The organism is Flavobacterium sp. NG2, assembly GCF_034119845.1.
GTDB lineage: Bacteria > Bacteroidota > Bacteroidia > Flavobacteriales > Flavobacteriaceae > Flavobacterium.
Map to the genome: position 1 here is coordinate 2,513,249 of NZ_CP139420.1, position 13,832 is coordinate 2,527,080.

The 13,832-nt window shown below is 32.3% G+C and carries 22 protein-coding genes; all 22 read right to left on the reverse strand.

Annotated features, from left to right (window positions below; genetic code table 11):
• Positions 1 to 120 precede the first annotated feature (120 nt).
• The gene (locus SLW70_RS10335) at positions 121 to 615 is read right to left on the reverse strand and encodes a DUF7000 family protein (protein ID WP_320888272.1); all 495 of its coding nucleotides are present in this window, start codon (positions 613 to 615) and stop codon (positions 121 to 123) included.
• A gap of 26 nt (positions 616 to 641) precedes the next feature.
• Positions 642 to 1,193, reverse strand: coding sequence for a dihydrofolate reductase family protein (locus SLW70_RS10340; RefSeq protein WP_320888273.1), 552 nt, complete (start codon positions 1,191 to 1,193; stop codon positions 642 to 644).
• A 56-nt stretch (positions 1,194 to 1,249) separates the two neighbouring features.
• Positions 1,250 to 1,642, reverse strand: coding sequence for a DUF1801 domain-containing protein (locus SLW70_RS10345; RefSeq protein WP_320888274.1), 393 nt, complete (start codon positions 1,640 to 1,642; stop codon positions 1,250 to 1,252).
• 29 nt (positions 1,643 to 1,671) lie between these two features.
• Positions 1,672 to 2,436 (reverse strand): YafY family protein, encoded by a 765-nt coding sequence (locus SLW70_RS10350; RefSeq protein ID WP_320888275.1) that lies wholly within the window; start codon positions 2,434 to 2,436, stop codon positions 1,672 to 1,674.
• Between the two features lie 10 nt (positions 2,437 to 2,446).
• The gene (locus SLW70_RS10355; RefSeq protein ID WP_414458253.1) at positions 2,447 to 2,686 is read right to left on the reverse strand and encodes a hypothetical protein; all 240 of its coding nucleotides are present in this window, start codon (positions 2,684 to 2,686) and stop codon (positions 2,447 to 2,449) included.
• Between the two features lie 81 nt (positions 2,687 to 2,767).
• Positions 2,768 to 3,127, reverse strand: coding sequence for a DUF2200 domain-containing protein (locus tag SLW70_RS10360; RefSeq protein WP_320888277.1), 360 nt, complete (start codon positions 3,125 to 3,127; stop codon positions 2,768 to 2,770).
• Positions 3,128 to 3,199: 72 nt separating this feature from the next.
• Entirely contained in the window at positions 3,200 to 3,922 is a 723-nt protein-coding gene (locus SLW70_RS10365; protein WP_320891786.1) for a MerR family transcriptional regulator, read from the reverse strand.
• Positions 3,923 to 4,072: 150 nt separating this feature from the next.
• Entirely contained in the window at positions 4,073 to 4,591 is a 519-nt protein-coding gene (locus SLW70_RS10370; RefSeq protein ID WP_320888278.1) for a DUF4199 domain-containing protein, read from the reverse strand.
• A gap of 99 nt (positions 4,592 to 4,690) precedes the next feature.
• Positions 4,691 to 5,167, reverse strand: a complete 477-nt coding sequence (locus tag SLW70_RS10375; protein WP_320888280.1) for a response regulator transcription factor — start codon at positions 5,165 to 5,167, stop codon at positions 4,691 to 4,693.
• Between the two features lie 21 nt (positions 5,168 to 5,188).
• A complete protein-coding gene (locus tag SLW70_RS10380) occupies positions 5,189 to 6,055 on the reverse strand; it encodes an SRPBCC domain-containing protein (protein WP_320888281.1) in 867 nt (288 codons plus the stop codon).
• Positions 6,056 to 6,080: 25 nt separating this feature from the next.
• The gene (locus SLW70_RS10385) at positions 6,081 to 6,371 is read right to left on the reverse strand and encodes an RNA polymerase alpha subunit C-terminal domain-containing protein (protein ID WP_320888282.1); all 291 of its coding nucleotides are present in this window, start codon (positions 6,369 to 6,371) and stop codon (positions 6,081 to 6,083) included.
• 28 nt (positions 6,372 to 6,399) lie between these two features.
• Complete coding sequence (locus SLW70_RS10390; RefSeq protein ID WP_320888283.1) at positions 6,400 to 6,894, reverse strand: SRPBCC domain-containing protein; 495 nt, start codon at positions 6,892 to 6,894, stop codon at positions 6,400 to 6,402.
• Positions 6,895 to 6,905: 11 nt separating this feature from the next.
• Positions 6,906 to 7,250, reverse strand: coding sequence for a DUF1801 domain-containing protein (locus tag SLW70_RS10395; protein ID WP_320888285.1), 345 nt, complete (start codon positions 7,248 to 7,250; stop codon positions 6,906 to 6,908).
• A gap of 7 nt (positions 7,251 to 7,257) precedes the next feature.
• Positions 7,258 to 7,647, reverse strand: coding sequence for a DoxX family protein (locus SLW70_RS10400; RefSeq protein ID WP_320888286.1), 390 nt, complete (start codon positions 7,645 to 7,647; stop codon positions 7,258 to 7,260).
• Positions 7,648 to 7,718: 71 nt separating this feature from the next.
• Positions 7,719 to 8,612: an alpha/beta hydrolase gene (locus tag SLW70_RS10405; protein ID WP_320888287.1), complete on the reverse strand. Its 894-nt coding sequence runs from the start codon at positions 8,610 to 8,612 to the stop codon at positions 7,719 to 7,721.
• Between the two features lies 1 nt (position 8,613).
• Complete coding sequence (locus SLW70_RS10410; RefSeq protein ID WP_320888289.1) at positions 8,614 to 8,955, reverse strand: SRPBCC domain-containing protein; 342 nt, start codon at positions 8,953 to 8,955, stop codon at positions 8,614 to 8,616.
• Positions 8,912 to 9,037, reverse strand: coding sequence for a hypothetical protein (locus SLW70_RS10415; RefSeq protein WP_320888290.1), 126 nt, complete (start codon positions 9,035 to 9,037; stop codon positions 8,912 to 8,914). Before SLW70_RS10415 ends, SLW70_RS10410 begins: the two co-directional genes overlap by 44 nt.
• 1 nt (position 9,038) lies before the next feature.
• Complete coding sequence (locus SLW70_RS10420) at positions 9,039 to 9,485, reverse strand: SRPBCC domain-containing protein (RefSeq protein WP_320888291.1); 447 nt, start codon at positions 9,483 to 9,485, stop codon at positions 9,039 to 9,041.
• 22 nt (positions 9,486 to 9,507) lie between these two features.
• Positions 9,508 to 9,834 carry a metalloregulator ArsR/SmtB family transcription factor gene (locus SLW70_RS10425; RefSeq protein ID WP_320888292.1) on the reverse strand — a complete coding sequence of 109 codons (327 nt, stop codon included), beginning with the start codon at positions 9,832 to 9,834 and terminating at the stop codon, positions 9,508 to 9,510.
• A 153-nt stretch (positions 9,835 to 9,987) separates the two neighbouring features.
• On the reverse strand, positions 9,988 to 10,401 hold the full coding sequence (locus SLW70_RS10430; protein WP_320888294.1) for an MmpS family transport accessory protein: 414 nt from the start codon (positions 10,399 to 10,401) through the stop codon (positions 9,988 to 9,990).
• A 107-nt stretch (positions 10,402 to 10,508) separates the two neighbouring features.
• Entirely contained in the window at positions 10,509 to 11,333 is an 825-nt protein-coding gene (locus tag SLW70_RS10435) for a DUF4249 domain-containing protein (protein ID WP_320888296.1), read from the reverse strand.
• A gap of 13 nt (positions 11,334 to 11,346) precedes the next feature.
• A complete protein-coding gene (locus tag SLW70_RS10440) occupies positions 11,347 to 13,755 on the reverse strand; it encodes a TonB-dependent receptor (protein WP_320888298.1) in 2,409 nt (802 codons plus the stop codon).
• Between the last annotated feature and the right edge of the window lie 77 nt (positions 13,756 to 13,832).

Consider the following 13,832-nt stretch of genomic DNA (forward strand, 5'->3'; position numbering starts at 1 on the left):
TTCCCAAGCTTGAAGAAATAGTTTTTCGGCTTCTGCGTTTTGACTGTTTTCTTCCATATCCATACCTTGAATGCAAAGTTGAACCACTTTATTAAAAGGGGAGAATTCCATATTTTAGATTTAGTTTAATTTACTCGTTTTGATGTCTTGAATAATTTCAAGAGTAATCACTACTAATTTATCTTCAATTTGTTTTGAAAGTTTATCCAAATCGTTGAAGTCAGGGTTAGCAATTAACACCGCTTCCAAAATGGAATATTGAGGTCTGCTAGTTCTATTTTTATTCCATTGGGTTGTTTTAAAATAGTCCCAATATTTTTCTTGAATAGGAATGGTTTGCCCTAATAACCAAACTTCAAATTGCATTTTTGAATGGTTTAGTACGAGGCCCATTTTTAGTTTTCGCTGTTTTAAAAAATCATTGGTATAATAAAAATAAGTATAATCCATATAGCCTTGAAATAGGTTTCCAAAGGAATAACTTTCCGATAAGTTTTTGGATAGGTAGGTTCCTAGTTTGGTAACATACTTGACTAGACCAACATAAGCTTCTTGAATGTCACCTTTTTCGAGTTGTTCTTTGTATATAGAAACATAATGGTTTAGCTTTTTCATTTTTTTATTTTCTGATTGGTAAAATTTTACTGTTTTATAAGTTCATAATAAAGTATTATAGCACCTAAATCAAAGGTTTTTGATTTTAAAAGCTTAAAAATTTTCCTGTCATTTATTTTGTCAAACAAGGCTAGCCCTTTTCCTTCTACCATTGGATAAATGCAAATTTGAAACTCATCAATTAAATTAAGATTCATTAACTGAATAATTAAACTGCGACAACCCACTAAAATATTTTTACCTGCTTGTTGCTTGAGTGTTAAAACTTCCTCTTTTAAATCTCGTTTAGCAATTGAAGCCGTTTCCCAATCCACATTTGTAAGTGTATGGGAAAAAACAATTTTCGGAATTTTGTGAATAGCTTGAGCAAAGTCGTTCATTGATTTTTCTTCGGAAGGGGTCTCTAAAATCGTTCGCCAAAATTCCATAAGTTGATAGGTTGTTTTACCATAAAGTATTACGTCTCCTTGGTTTAAAAGTTCCGTATAATGATAGTGAATTTCGACATCGGGCATCCCAACAGTATGGTCGCAAACGCCATCAAGTGTCATATTGATTGCTGCTATTATTTTTCTCACAATTGTTCTAATTGGGTTACTATTTTTTCACTTCCAAAGATAAGGATTACCATTTTTTATTTCGAGGCGTTAATCCATTCGTTTACAATTGTTGTCATTTCCGTTTTTCCATTTTCGATATCTTGCCTACTTTTAAAAGTTATAATGGCTCTGTCATTTTCTTTCCAAACTAACATTTTACTTTTATTGGCTATCAATTTATCTTTTGGTTGTTCTTGCTTTTTTGCACCTCTATGAAATATTAGTTGCACCTGTTTAGTAGGTGGCTGAATTCTCATCGTAATTCGGTCTTCATTGTCAACGCAATAATTAGGACCATTCCATTTTATGTTTTCTGTCAAAGAAAGGTTTGCAGCCAAAATACAATTGCGTAATTCTTCAATTTCATTTTTGAACGGATGGTTTTGCTCGTCTAAAAATTGGGTTACTGTTGCGCTTTTATTTTCCATTTCTTTTCCTTTATTTATATCAGATAGTTTTATTTTGAGAATGAATCAGAATTTTTATTTACTTTTTTGTCGCAATTTCCATCACTATATTTTTTTCTTTGAATTTCTCCGTACTCTTCCATAGTCATTATATGAGGTTCGAATTTTTGTTGTAATACAACCACCGTTTTCATTCTGTCGATTCTAAAATTCCGAAATTCATTTCTCAATCGACACCATGCGACAACAATCCAATCTTCAGAAAAACTGTGATAAATAGCAAAAGGTTCAATGTCTCTGAGATTGGATTTGGTTTCAAATTCTTTTTGATAGCCAATTTTTAAAACATCAAAATTGGTCAAAGCACCTTGTATGGTCGATAAAAAATTGCTCGTTTTTTCATTTTCCCAATTTTTTCCAATTACGGTTCTTTGGGATAGGAAATCGGCTTTTGTTTTTTCGTCTTTTCGCAAGACAGCTTTTACTTTATTAATGGCTTTGTTGAATTCGTTTATCAGTGATTCGTCTTTGGTTTTTGCCATCATTTTTTCGGCAAAAATGAGTGCATTAGCCTCTGATTCTGTAAACATAACTGGTGGGATTTTATAACCATCCATTAAGGTGTATCCTTTTCCTTCAACGGCAACTATGGGTACATTGGCTTGTTCCAAAGCCGCTAAATCTCTATACACAGTTCGTTTGCTAATTTCAAATTGTTCGGATAATTGCTCTACAGAAACATACAAATTCGATTGTAATTTTAAATGAATCGCTGTCAATCGGGATAGTCTCGAAATATTATCAGTATATGCCATAGAATAATTTTTAGACCTTTAAAAACGGAATTTCATCTGCTAAGACTTCAATATAAAAACCACAATCAGTTACTATTTTTAGAATAGCATCTTGGTTTAATTCTTTATCAATTGTATCGATCCTTAAAATACGATCGCAATCTTCCAAATCAAAATCAATTTTATAGCTAGGAAAACTTTTTTTGAGCTGGTTATAAACTTTTTTTGCCTGATCAATTTTGATAATATTGGTTTTGTAAATTTCTATCATTTGGAACAATCATTAAATTTATAATACAAAGAAATTCAATTATAGTGACAACCCTTTGACAGTTGTTTTTGACTTAAACAATCATTTTCTTAAAATTTTATCCATTGTCTTGCCTTTGGCCAATTCGTCCACCAACTTGTCCAAATACCGCACTTGCTGAATCACTTTATCTTCAATTTCCTCAACACGATACCCACAAATTACTCCAGTAATTTTAGAAACGTTTGGATTCATTTGAGGAGCTTGGGCAAAAAAGTTTTCAAAATCAGTTTTATTGTCAATTTGCTCTTGCAATGTTTGTGCATTGTATCCCGTCAGCCAAAAAATAATTTCATCTACCTCTGCTTTTGTACGCCCTTTTCGTTCTACTTTTTTTATGTAAAGAGGATAGACCGTGGCAAAAGGCATTTTGTAAACACGTTGATTATTTTTATCGTTCATTTTGTTTTTTTATAAATAGTATCGTAACTGCTTAATTTGTTACATTTTATAGTCTTAAAAAGTGAAAATATTTTATATTAACTGTGAATTCATAAAATAGATCATAGCTCCAGAGAGAAATTTAGCAAAATGAGGTTGTGCTTTTCCATCCACCATAGTGAATCTCTCGTCATCTAGATATAATTTTCCTAATCCTTTATATTCCTTTTTTTGAGTGTCAAAAAGACCAGCTGTTCCCCAAAGTTTTCTTATATTAGAATAGTGTCGTGCTACTTCTAATTGAACCTCTTCAGTTTCTGCACTTTTTGAAGATAGTTTAAACAAGTTTTTAAATATTTCTTGTTGTTCCTTTTTCAGTTGTTCCAGTTCCTCTTTTTCCTCTTTGGATAGTTTTTTTAAATAATTCTCACTTGTTTTAACGGCATTACTACCATATTTTTCAATAGCTTCATCACGAAGTTTTTTGCTTTCTTTTTTAGAAAAACCTTCATACAATTCGTTGTCTGTAATCATTTTTTTGTTTTTTAAATTAGACATTGTTTTCTCAATTGTATTCAGCATTACAGCAATTTGTTCTTGCTTTGATGTAAGAGTCCTTTTGTGATTTTCAAGCGCTTGAACCAAATCAAAATCAGGATATTCTAAAGTTTCTATAATTTCTTGAAGGGAAAAATCGAGTTCTTTATAGAAAAGGATTTGCTGCAATTTCAACAATTCATTTTCTCCATACAATCTGTACTTAGCCTCGGTACGGATGGCAGGTTTTAGTAACCCAATAGCATCATAGTGATGCAGTGTGCGAACACTTACACCAGCTTATTTTGACAATTCCTTTACTGAATACTTTTTCATTTTTTATTAATTAACAATGCAAAGTAAAGACATAACGATACGTATGAGTCAAGTGTTTTTTAAATTATTTTTCTTCGACTATTTTACTTAAAACTAACCAATTGTATTTTTTATTGTTTTCTTTTTTAAAATCAAAGCACTTACAAGTGAAACGATTAATCCTAGCGGTAAGACTTCGGCATAGGTTATTAGCACTACAAAAAATGGATTTTTATACATTTCTTTGAAGTTTGCCATTTCTTGGGTTTTAGTAGCCAATTCAGTTGCAGGTGTTTCTTTTAATACATGTGGTATGTAATGGTCTAAAAAATCTGGAACAAATAAATAATAGTAAAATAACCAAACAGCAACGTATATTGTTGAGGCAATTACAGCAATTAAAGCTCCTGTTTTTAATGCTTCTTTGAACGAAATAAATCCATTCAACTGCTTGTTTCGATAGTTTTTCACCCCAAAAAAGATTAAAGAAAGTATAACAACCATTGAGGCATAACCTATAACATCATTACTTTTAAAATCAAAATCGGAATAACATAAATTCACTGTGTAAATCATATTAATACATAAGACAGCGCCTAGTATTAACCCAAAAATAAGAACGCTTTTTTTCATAGCTTTTGTTTTTTAAATTAAATTCAAAACTAAAAATTATATGAAATACCCTATTCATACTTTAGTACCAAATTGAAAATTTCTATACAAAAAAATCAATTATTTTATTATTTGTAAGCGTTTTGCTTTTTCTATTACTTGCGTTCTACTTTTGACATCCATTTTCAAAAATAGATTTGAAATATGTGTTTTTACAGTGCTTAGTGTAAGAAATAAATTTTGAGCAATGGTTGCGTTACTGTATCCTTTTGCTAAAAGAAGCATTATTTCATATTCACGATTGCTTAAATTTAATTTTTTTAATTCCGCTTCGTTAATCGTAAATTCGTTTTTAAATACAACTATTTCTTTTTCAATAACAATAGTTTCGACTTTGGGTTTTGTCAATTGGGTCGCTATCCAAACTCCCAGAATGGTAAAAAATAAAGCCACTAAACCCACATAAATATCTACAGAATTATCAATAATTAGAAATTTCCATTGCAACCATTTTAGAATAAAAACTAAAATAGCGAGCAGAAAACCATATAGTATAATGGGTTTATTTCTTTTAAAAATTGTCTTTAATATTGTCATTTTGAAGGTTAAAGAATTAAATTACTCCTTTTTAAACGGGAGTCCAGTATTGGTTTCTGACAACTGCTTTAAACTTTGCACAAAAGAATTCCAACCCTGTTCACATATTTCATAACATTCCGATTGTGGGGTTAGCCCAACGTGAGTTAAAGAAATAGTTGTTTCTAGATTTTTATTTTCCAATTCCCAGATAATTTTAGTGTCTTTCCATTCGGTATTATGCGGTAATTCTGGAATAGCAATCAAGGTGTCTGTACAAAGCCAAACTATTTTTTGATTTGGAATAAGTTCCAAAATTTTCATTGTTTTAAATGTTGACCCAAAACGCACTGTAAATTCATCATTAATTTTATTTGATGATCCGGAAAAATCCTCAGTCCACCAATCGGGAATACGGTTTATTAATGCATCGAAAACGACATCAGCGCTAGCATTTACTGTAAAATTATTTTTAAAATTGGGTTCTAAAAAATCTTTCAAATTAGTATTGACAATTGCATTCCAACCTGCTTCAAAATTACCAATTGCAAAATCAGGGTTATTTTGTGGGAATGTTTCAATGCCAGAATGGGTAAGCTTTAGTTTAGTTTGGTTTTCGTTTACAGGAATTAATTCAAAAATAACCAATGAATTTCCTTCAAAACCTTCGTATCTCCAAGTGTAAGCTAGTTTTTGTTCTTGAATAACTTCCACAATTTTACAAAGATGAACATATTGTTTCTCTGGACTTGGACCACCAGTAAATTGAAATTTAAAACCAATTTCTACTTTGAATTCTTCCAAATCAAAATACCATTGTTTCATTAATTCTTTTTCGGTCAATGCTTTCCAAACGAGTGGGAGAGGAGCATTAAAAACGCGTTCGATTATTATGTTTTTGTTTTCCATTTTTAAATATCTTTAAATTTCTAGTTTACTTTTTAAATTCTAATTTATTGTCGGTTAGGATTTTTTGAAGTTTTGGCAAAGAACTTTTTCCCATTCCGTGAAAACTTAAAATTTCTTTTTCGCTAAATTTTGAAAGTTGTTCTACAGTGATTATTCCGTTATTTTCCAAAGCCCGTCGAGCAGGAGCTCCAAGCAATGATAAAAAGTTATCTTTTGGTTTTCTATTTTCTTCACAAACAGGACAAGTTGGACAATCGGAACTTTTATAAAATTGGTGTCCTTCTGAACAAGTCTTTAAAATTTTTAATGGCTTCATAGTGTTCTCATTAAAATTATAGATGCTATTATCTAATTTTTCCTTCTATTAATAATTCATCCAATTGCTCAAAAATAGCAACAACACCGCTTTCAAATCCACTTTGTACCATTTCATCTCGATCTTCAATGGATCGAAATACATCTTGAATAATAAGTTTTGTTTTGTTGTTGCTTAACTCTTCAAAAGTGAAAATTTCCAAACACACTTGTCCGCCTTTTGGTAAATCTTCCATTTCAGCCGTTTGAATCATTCTTTCTGGCGCCACAATTTCGTGTATCACCCCTTTGAAAGTGCAATAAATTTTATCTGCTCCATCAGAATGTGTCCAACTGTAAGATCCTCCATTTTGGAAATCTGCATAATTAAACTTCATTTTTATTCCAAAAGGGGCATAAAATTGCAATAGTATTTCAGGTGTGGTAAATGCCTTAAATACTAATTCTCTTGGTGCATTAAATTCTCTTGTTATAAAAAGCTCTTGTCTATTTGGTTCTGCTGTAACAACGGTTGGATTTGCCATAATAGTGGGTTTTAGATCATTTTTAGTTTAACTATTTTTTCAATTAAGTCAAAAGGAATGGGATTTTTGAACGGAAAATGAATACTATCTTTTGTGCCTTTCGCTCTGTATTTCGAAAGTTCATTTTCTATTTCATCCAATCCATACATAGGATACATCCCAATATGATTTTTATATGCCGCTACATAAATATGGGTCTTGTTTAATTTAAAAGCCGGCATATTGTAACGTATCGATTCCTCAACTTGTGGAGCTGTTTTTTTTATCGTTTTTATTATTTTGTACAACAACTCTTGATGAAATTCGGGTTGAATTGCAATGTATTCCTCAATTGATTTTGGTTTAGGTGTATTCATTTTTTTTTTAGTTTAAAACCAAAAGTTTTAGCTTTTCATTTCGCAACCAAATACTTCCCCAAACAATGATTCCAAAAATCACAGGAAAAACAATATTGAACATTGGATCTTTGTGGATAACGTGAGTTGCAACTGCACCACCAAGCCAGCCTGTTATGAGGATAGCACCAATAATTACTGTTCTGGGGATAGCATATAAAAGGATAGCTATAAGTTGCACAATACCTAAATAGAGCATAGCTTCTTTAGGGTACCCCATTTCAACTGCGCCTTTTATAGCTTCTTCATTTTGTGAAAGATTCATAAAAGCACCCATTAAGAACATTAGGACTATAATACCTTGTAGAATGTAGGATGTCCATACAATTGCTTTCGATATTTTTTTGATTGTTTCCATAGTTATTGATTTTAGTTAGTTAAATTTTTCGAGTGCTTTTAAAGTTTTAAATTTGAGTCAGAATAGAAAAACTATTCATTTTTATCATTTCCTTTGGCTAGAAAATTATTTATCAATGGAATAATAACAAAGTCAGTTTCTTTATAATTTGGTTTTAATGTGGTAATTTCTCCCATATACGTACCGTGACCCCCAGGAACAATTGCTAATTCAGAATTTGGAATAAGCCTTTGCATTTCAATGGCGTGTTCAGGAGTAACAACATCCTTGTCTCCAATAACGATTAAAGTAGGTACTTTGATGGATTTTATTTGCTCCTCTGAAATGTTCGTAAAAGTTTGCATTCTTTGTACATCTCTTTCATACATTTGACGGAGTGCTATGGTATCTGGGTTTATTTCTAGAAATGCATCTTTGTACATTTGGGGCATACCTTCAAACGAGGGGTTATTCATCATATCCCAAAACCAATCTGGAGCACCAGATTTTTTATAAAATGTAGATGCTACAATGATTTTATCGGTCATTTCTGGATGTCGAATGGCAAACTGAAGCGTTGTGCTTGCTCCATTGCTAAAACCAAAAATGGTTGCTTTTTTAATGTTGAGTTGCTGAAGTAATGAGGCAATATCATCGGCATCTTGCTCAAATGTGAGTGGTGTATCTCGGTCTGCCGTATGCCCGTGAGCTTGCATCTCGACAGCAATTACTTTATTCGTTTTTGCCAGTGTAGCTAAAATTCTTCCAAAAGTCGTTTGAATTGTAGAACCACCACCGTGAATTAATACTAATGGATTGCCTTGTCCGTGAACTTCATAATACATTTTTAGTCCATTTACTTCCATATAACTTAAGGAATTATTTTCAGTTGCTTTCATTTGATTTCTTTCAATTTTATTTTTTGTGGCACTACACGAGAGTAGAATAAGTAGTAATAATACTGAATAAATGACTGTCTTTTTCATTCTAATTTTTTTGATGGAGAAGCAATTGCATTTTATCTAACATTTGTAACCAACTAGGATAGGCACCCGTTTTTATTGCTAATTCTTGAGAAACTGTTTGATGCAATTCCATTCTTGTTTTAGTATTTTCTTTTTTGAAAGTAATGGTAACCAATGTTTGCCCTGGCCAATCAGGATCCATTCCGATTTTGGTAGGGTCTGTCGGATTACCATTTTCATCTGCGTTAATCATTGTAAATACAATTTTCGAATTTGGTACAACTTCTTTGTATTCACCAATACACCAACAATTGCCATATTCAGGATTCGAAATGCACGAATGGAACTTTCCAAACCAAATCAAGATTTCCTAAAAACTCACGTTCAATAGCAACAGTATGATTTTCTTTATTGATTTTAAAATCGAATACTAAGTTATTTTTCATTTTACAAGGATTTTAGGTTCGTTAAATATTCGGCTAATTTTTCTACGTTTTGTTTTAAACCTTCATCTGCTTTGTGGGCTTTTACTACCGCTTCAAACATTTCTTCTGTTTCAAATAACATCGTCCAATCCATTAGAGTTTCTTCTCCTTGAGATTCAAATAAAACAGTAGTAATGAAATTTGGATTAAAATGTTCAAACACAATTTTTTTGTATGGGATGATTTCTTTGTAAATACTCCTATTCGGATAATTTGTTCCATCAGGACCGTGCATAGTGAGTTTCCATTCACCCCCTACCTCAACATTCATATTGTGAATGGTAGTAGAAAATCCGTTGGGTCCCCACCAGTTTGCAATAAGTTCTGGTTCTGTCCAAGCTTTCCAAACAAGTTCTATTGGAGCTTTAAAAATTCTATTAATGTTTAATTGTCTGTTTTCTGTATTCATTATAACGGTTGTTTATTGATTACTATTCGTCTTTTGATTGTGATTGCATTTTAAGAAGCAATTGGTCTAATTGGTCAAAACGGTCTTCCCATAATTTCTTAAATGGGGTTAACCAGTCGGCAACTTCTTTCATTTTTTCGGGGTTAAAGTGATAGTAAATTTCTCTGCCCGATTGCACTTGATTCAAAAGTTCACATTCGGTCAAAATTTGAATATGTTTTGAAATAGCCTGCCTACTCGAATCAAAATTGGCTGCAATGGCATTGGGAGTCATGGCTTGTACTGCAATCAATCCTAAAATTGCTCTTCTCGTGGGGTCGGCTATTGCCTGAAATACATCTCTTCTCATTATCTTTTTATTAAAAACGCAACTAATTAGTTGCAAATATATATGCAATTAATCAGTTGCGCAAGTGATTTAAAACTTTTTCTTAAAAATAACACCCAATCAAGAATAGTTTAGGCTCATTATTTTCAAAAAAATAAACAAAAACTGTTAAATTTATTTTAGTGAATATTGTAGCCCTCCAATAATAGCCATTCCGTTTGATTGCACTATTTCTGTTTGTTCTTTTTTGACCACCCCACCCACATATATTTTGGCGGTCAAGGTTTTGCCAGGAGTCGCACCAAATACTGAGGCATTAATTGTGGGAGCAAAAAAACCATTTGGTGCTACTATTTCTTTTGTCCATGGCAAAGCAGAAGGAACTGCATTTGACCCTGAACTAGACCCTGTGATATAGGTTACATCAAAGGTGCCAGTAGCAGTTCCAGACACTTCATACTTTACATTTCGGCTGTCAGTTGGCGTACTTGCATTATCATTGCTATTTGCATCATCTTTGCTGCAAGATAGTAGTAGTGCAAAAGTCATAAACGAAATTCCTGTTTTTAATAGATTCATTGTTTTCATACTTGTTTTTGATTTATAATTATAATTATTGAGTACTAAATTTTTCTATACTTCGTATTTATTTTAAGATAATTCACTAAGGTTTACTTTCATCATCAAGCTTTTTTTTATTGAATGGTATAATTCTTTACATCGGCTTCGCTCAATCTAAAATAGCCAAAAGGGTAATTTTCTGAATTTGTTTGATTGATAATATTCCCTTTTACTGTTACAGGTGGCGATTGAAAAGGGCCAGAACCCAAAGAACCTGATGCGTTTAATAGAATATTCATATAATCAAAATAATCTTTTGAGACACCATAATGCGTTATCGCTACTTGCTCGCCGGCTTTTGTGTTTTCTTCGAGAATTAAACTAAAAAAAGTGTTTCCTTCAAAAAAAAGGTCGTCATCTAAAGCATATTGTGGTTTAGCGTTTTTTGAGAATTTGAATTTGTAGAGGTAATAATTTTCGGTATTGGCGGGGTCATTAAAAAATGTTTTTAATTTCAAAAAATTAGTTCCAAATCCGGACTGAATTTCTTGAGTTACTGTGGTTATTGCAGCTACAGATTTTAAAGTTTCGGTGGCGGTATAAGTTTGACCTTCACTAATGATGGTCAAAAAATATCGCTCATCAATCACAGGAACAAAATTGGCGCACTCATAAACCCCTGTATTTGATTTTTCTATAAAATTAAAAACAACATTCGAACTGTTTTTTACAAAAACCGTTGCACCAGAAACTGCAGGAATACTATTGGTATAATAATCTGTTGTTTTGGATAATTTGATGGTTTGATTATTTCCAGCAGTTCCTTTTTGCCAAGTGATAGAAGCGTCAATAACCAATTTTGGTTCGGCCGTTTTGAGCGCAACCTCAACCACCTCTGTACAGCTACTAAACAGTAAAACTGTTACTAGTAGGGTTATAAATTTTATTGTATTTTTCATAATATATATTTTTTTAAAATTTAAAATTGTAGCTAATGGCCGGAACCATCCCAAAAATTGAAGTTCTGATGGCTTCATTATTCCCAGTATCCAGATTTTGTTTAAAATTGATGGAAGCAGTATTCTGGCGATTGTACAAATTGTAAATACTAAAAACCCATTCTGTTTTCCAATTTCGATTATTGTTTTTATGAGGCGTAAGGGTTGCCGAAATATCCAAATGATGATAGGCAGGCAATCTATTTTCGTTTCTTAATCCATAACTTGGCACTAGAATATCTTGGTAGGTGTATTGACCATTTGGGTAGGTTACGGGTTGCCCGGATTGGAGAATAAAATTGGCTCCAAAACTCCATTTTTTATTTAAGTTGTAAGAACTTGTAACAGCAATATTGTGTAATTTGTCGTAGGCCGAATGGTACCATTGGCCGTTGTTTATGCCAATTTCTGAACTATTTCTGCCCGGTGTTTGTTGTTCCGATTTTGATAAAGTATAAGAAATCCAACCGGTCAATTTTCCCTCATTTTTTCGGATTAAAAACTCTAAACCATACGAACGCATTTGTCCGTTTAGAATAACTTGCTCAATGGCCTCATTGGCAACCAAATCTGCTCCATCAATATAATCCATTCTGTTTTGGTTTTTTTTATAAAAAGTTTCAATTTCAAGAGAATATTTGTTTGTATTAAAGTTTTTAAAATACCCCAAGCCAACTTGGTCTGCAATTTGTGGTTTTATATAATTATCACTGGGCATCCAAACATCTAGCGGTGTAGGCGAAGAAGTATTTGAAACTAATTGTAGGTATTGCACCATTCTATTATAACTCGCTTTTATTGATTGATTTTCGGTCAATTGATAAGCGATAGACATTCTTGGTTCTAGGTTATTATAGCTTTGAATGGTTTTGTTTTGGTCATAAAACTGGGTTGCAATAGGGGTCGCTTTTTGATAGGTTTGCGTATTTTGATTATAAGCTACGGGTTGGTCATTGGCATATCTATTTATTGTTGATTGCCCTAATCTATAAAACAAACTATAACGCAAGCCATAAGAAAGGGCTATTTTGTTAGAAAGTTGCTGTTCGGCATCAAGATAAATAGCGGGTTCAAAAGCATATTTTTTGTCAAATTGATTAAAATTTATCCCCGAATTTGCAGTTGTTGGTGCTACTGTACCTGGATTAAAATCATAATAAATACCATTGACACCAAAATTTAATTTGAATGAATCAGAAACATAATTCTTAAAATCATATTTGATATTGTAATTTTTAATTCCAGATTTCCATTCAAAATCAGCCAAGTCAATGCCTATTTTATAATAATAATCGCTAAAAATTAAGGATAAGTTTGAAAATAATTTATTATGAAACAAATGATTCCAGCGCAAGTTAAAGGTTGAATTGCCATAAGTATTGGAAAAACTTTTGCTTATACTAAGCAAATCTCGACCAAAATAACCCGACAAATAGACATTGTTATTTGCATTTAATTTATAAGAAAATTTCGCGTTCAAATCATAAAAATAAGCAGCATTATTTTTTTGTTCTTCAGAAAGTTTTAAAAACAAATGCGCATAAGAGGCACGACCACCAATAAGAAAAGAGCCTTTGTTTTTTACAATTGGCCCCTCGGCCAATAATCTACTGGAGATTAACCCAATACCTCCGTTGAGATGAAAACCCGTACTGCTGCCATCTTTTTGATAAATATCCAAAACCGAAGATGCCCTGCCGCCATATCTTGCGGGGATGCCGCCTTTGTATAATTTTAAATCCTTTATAGCATCTGGATTAAAAACAGAAAAGAAACCAAAAACATGAGAGGAGTTAAAAATTGTAGCTTCGTCCAAGAGTATTAAATTTTGGTCTGCACCACCGCCACGAACATTAAAACCAGAAGCTCCCTCGCCAGCATTTGTAACTCCGGGTAGCAACAAGATGGATTTGAGTACATCAACTTCGCCCAAAACAACGGGCATTTTTTTTATAGCAGCTATTGAGAGCTTGTTGACACTCATTTCGGGTTTAGAAATGTTTGTTTTTCTACTCTCAGAGATTACAACCTCGTTTAGCACTTCTTCAATTGCAAAAAGGCTGAAATTAGTTTTAATATTTTTGTCCAGATTGACTTTGGTTGCTAGGGTTTGAAACCCCAGATTGCTTATTTGAACCGTATAACTGCCCTCTGGAATTGTTATGGAATAAAAACCATACTCATTGGTTGTAGTGCCTGTTTTGAGTTCAGGAAAATAAAGAGTTACGCCAATTAAGTTTTCGTTGTTCTTACCGTCAGAAACAACGCCGCTCAAAGTAAATTTTGGTTTTAGCAATTCTTTGGCATTGGTTTCTTGCGAAAATACAGTACCAAAAAAAAGTAGCAAGAATGCTGTTAAGAGATAAATTAGTTTTGTGTCCATAATGATTTTGTCTAAATTGATACATTTATTTAGACAAAATTCTATGATTAAAACCAATGCTACAATATTGTTATGCA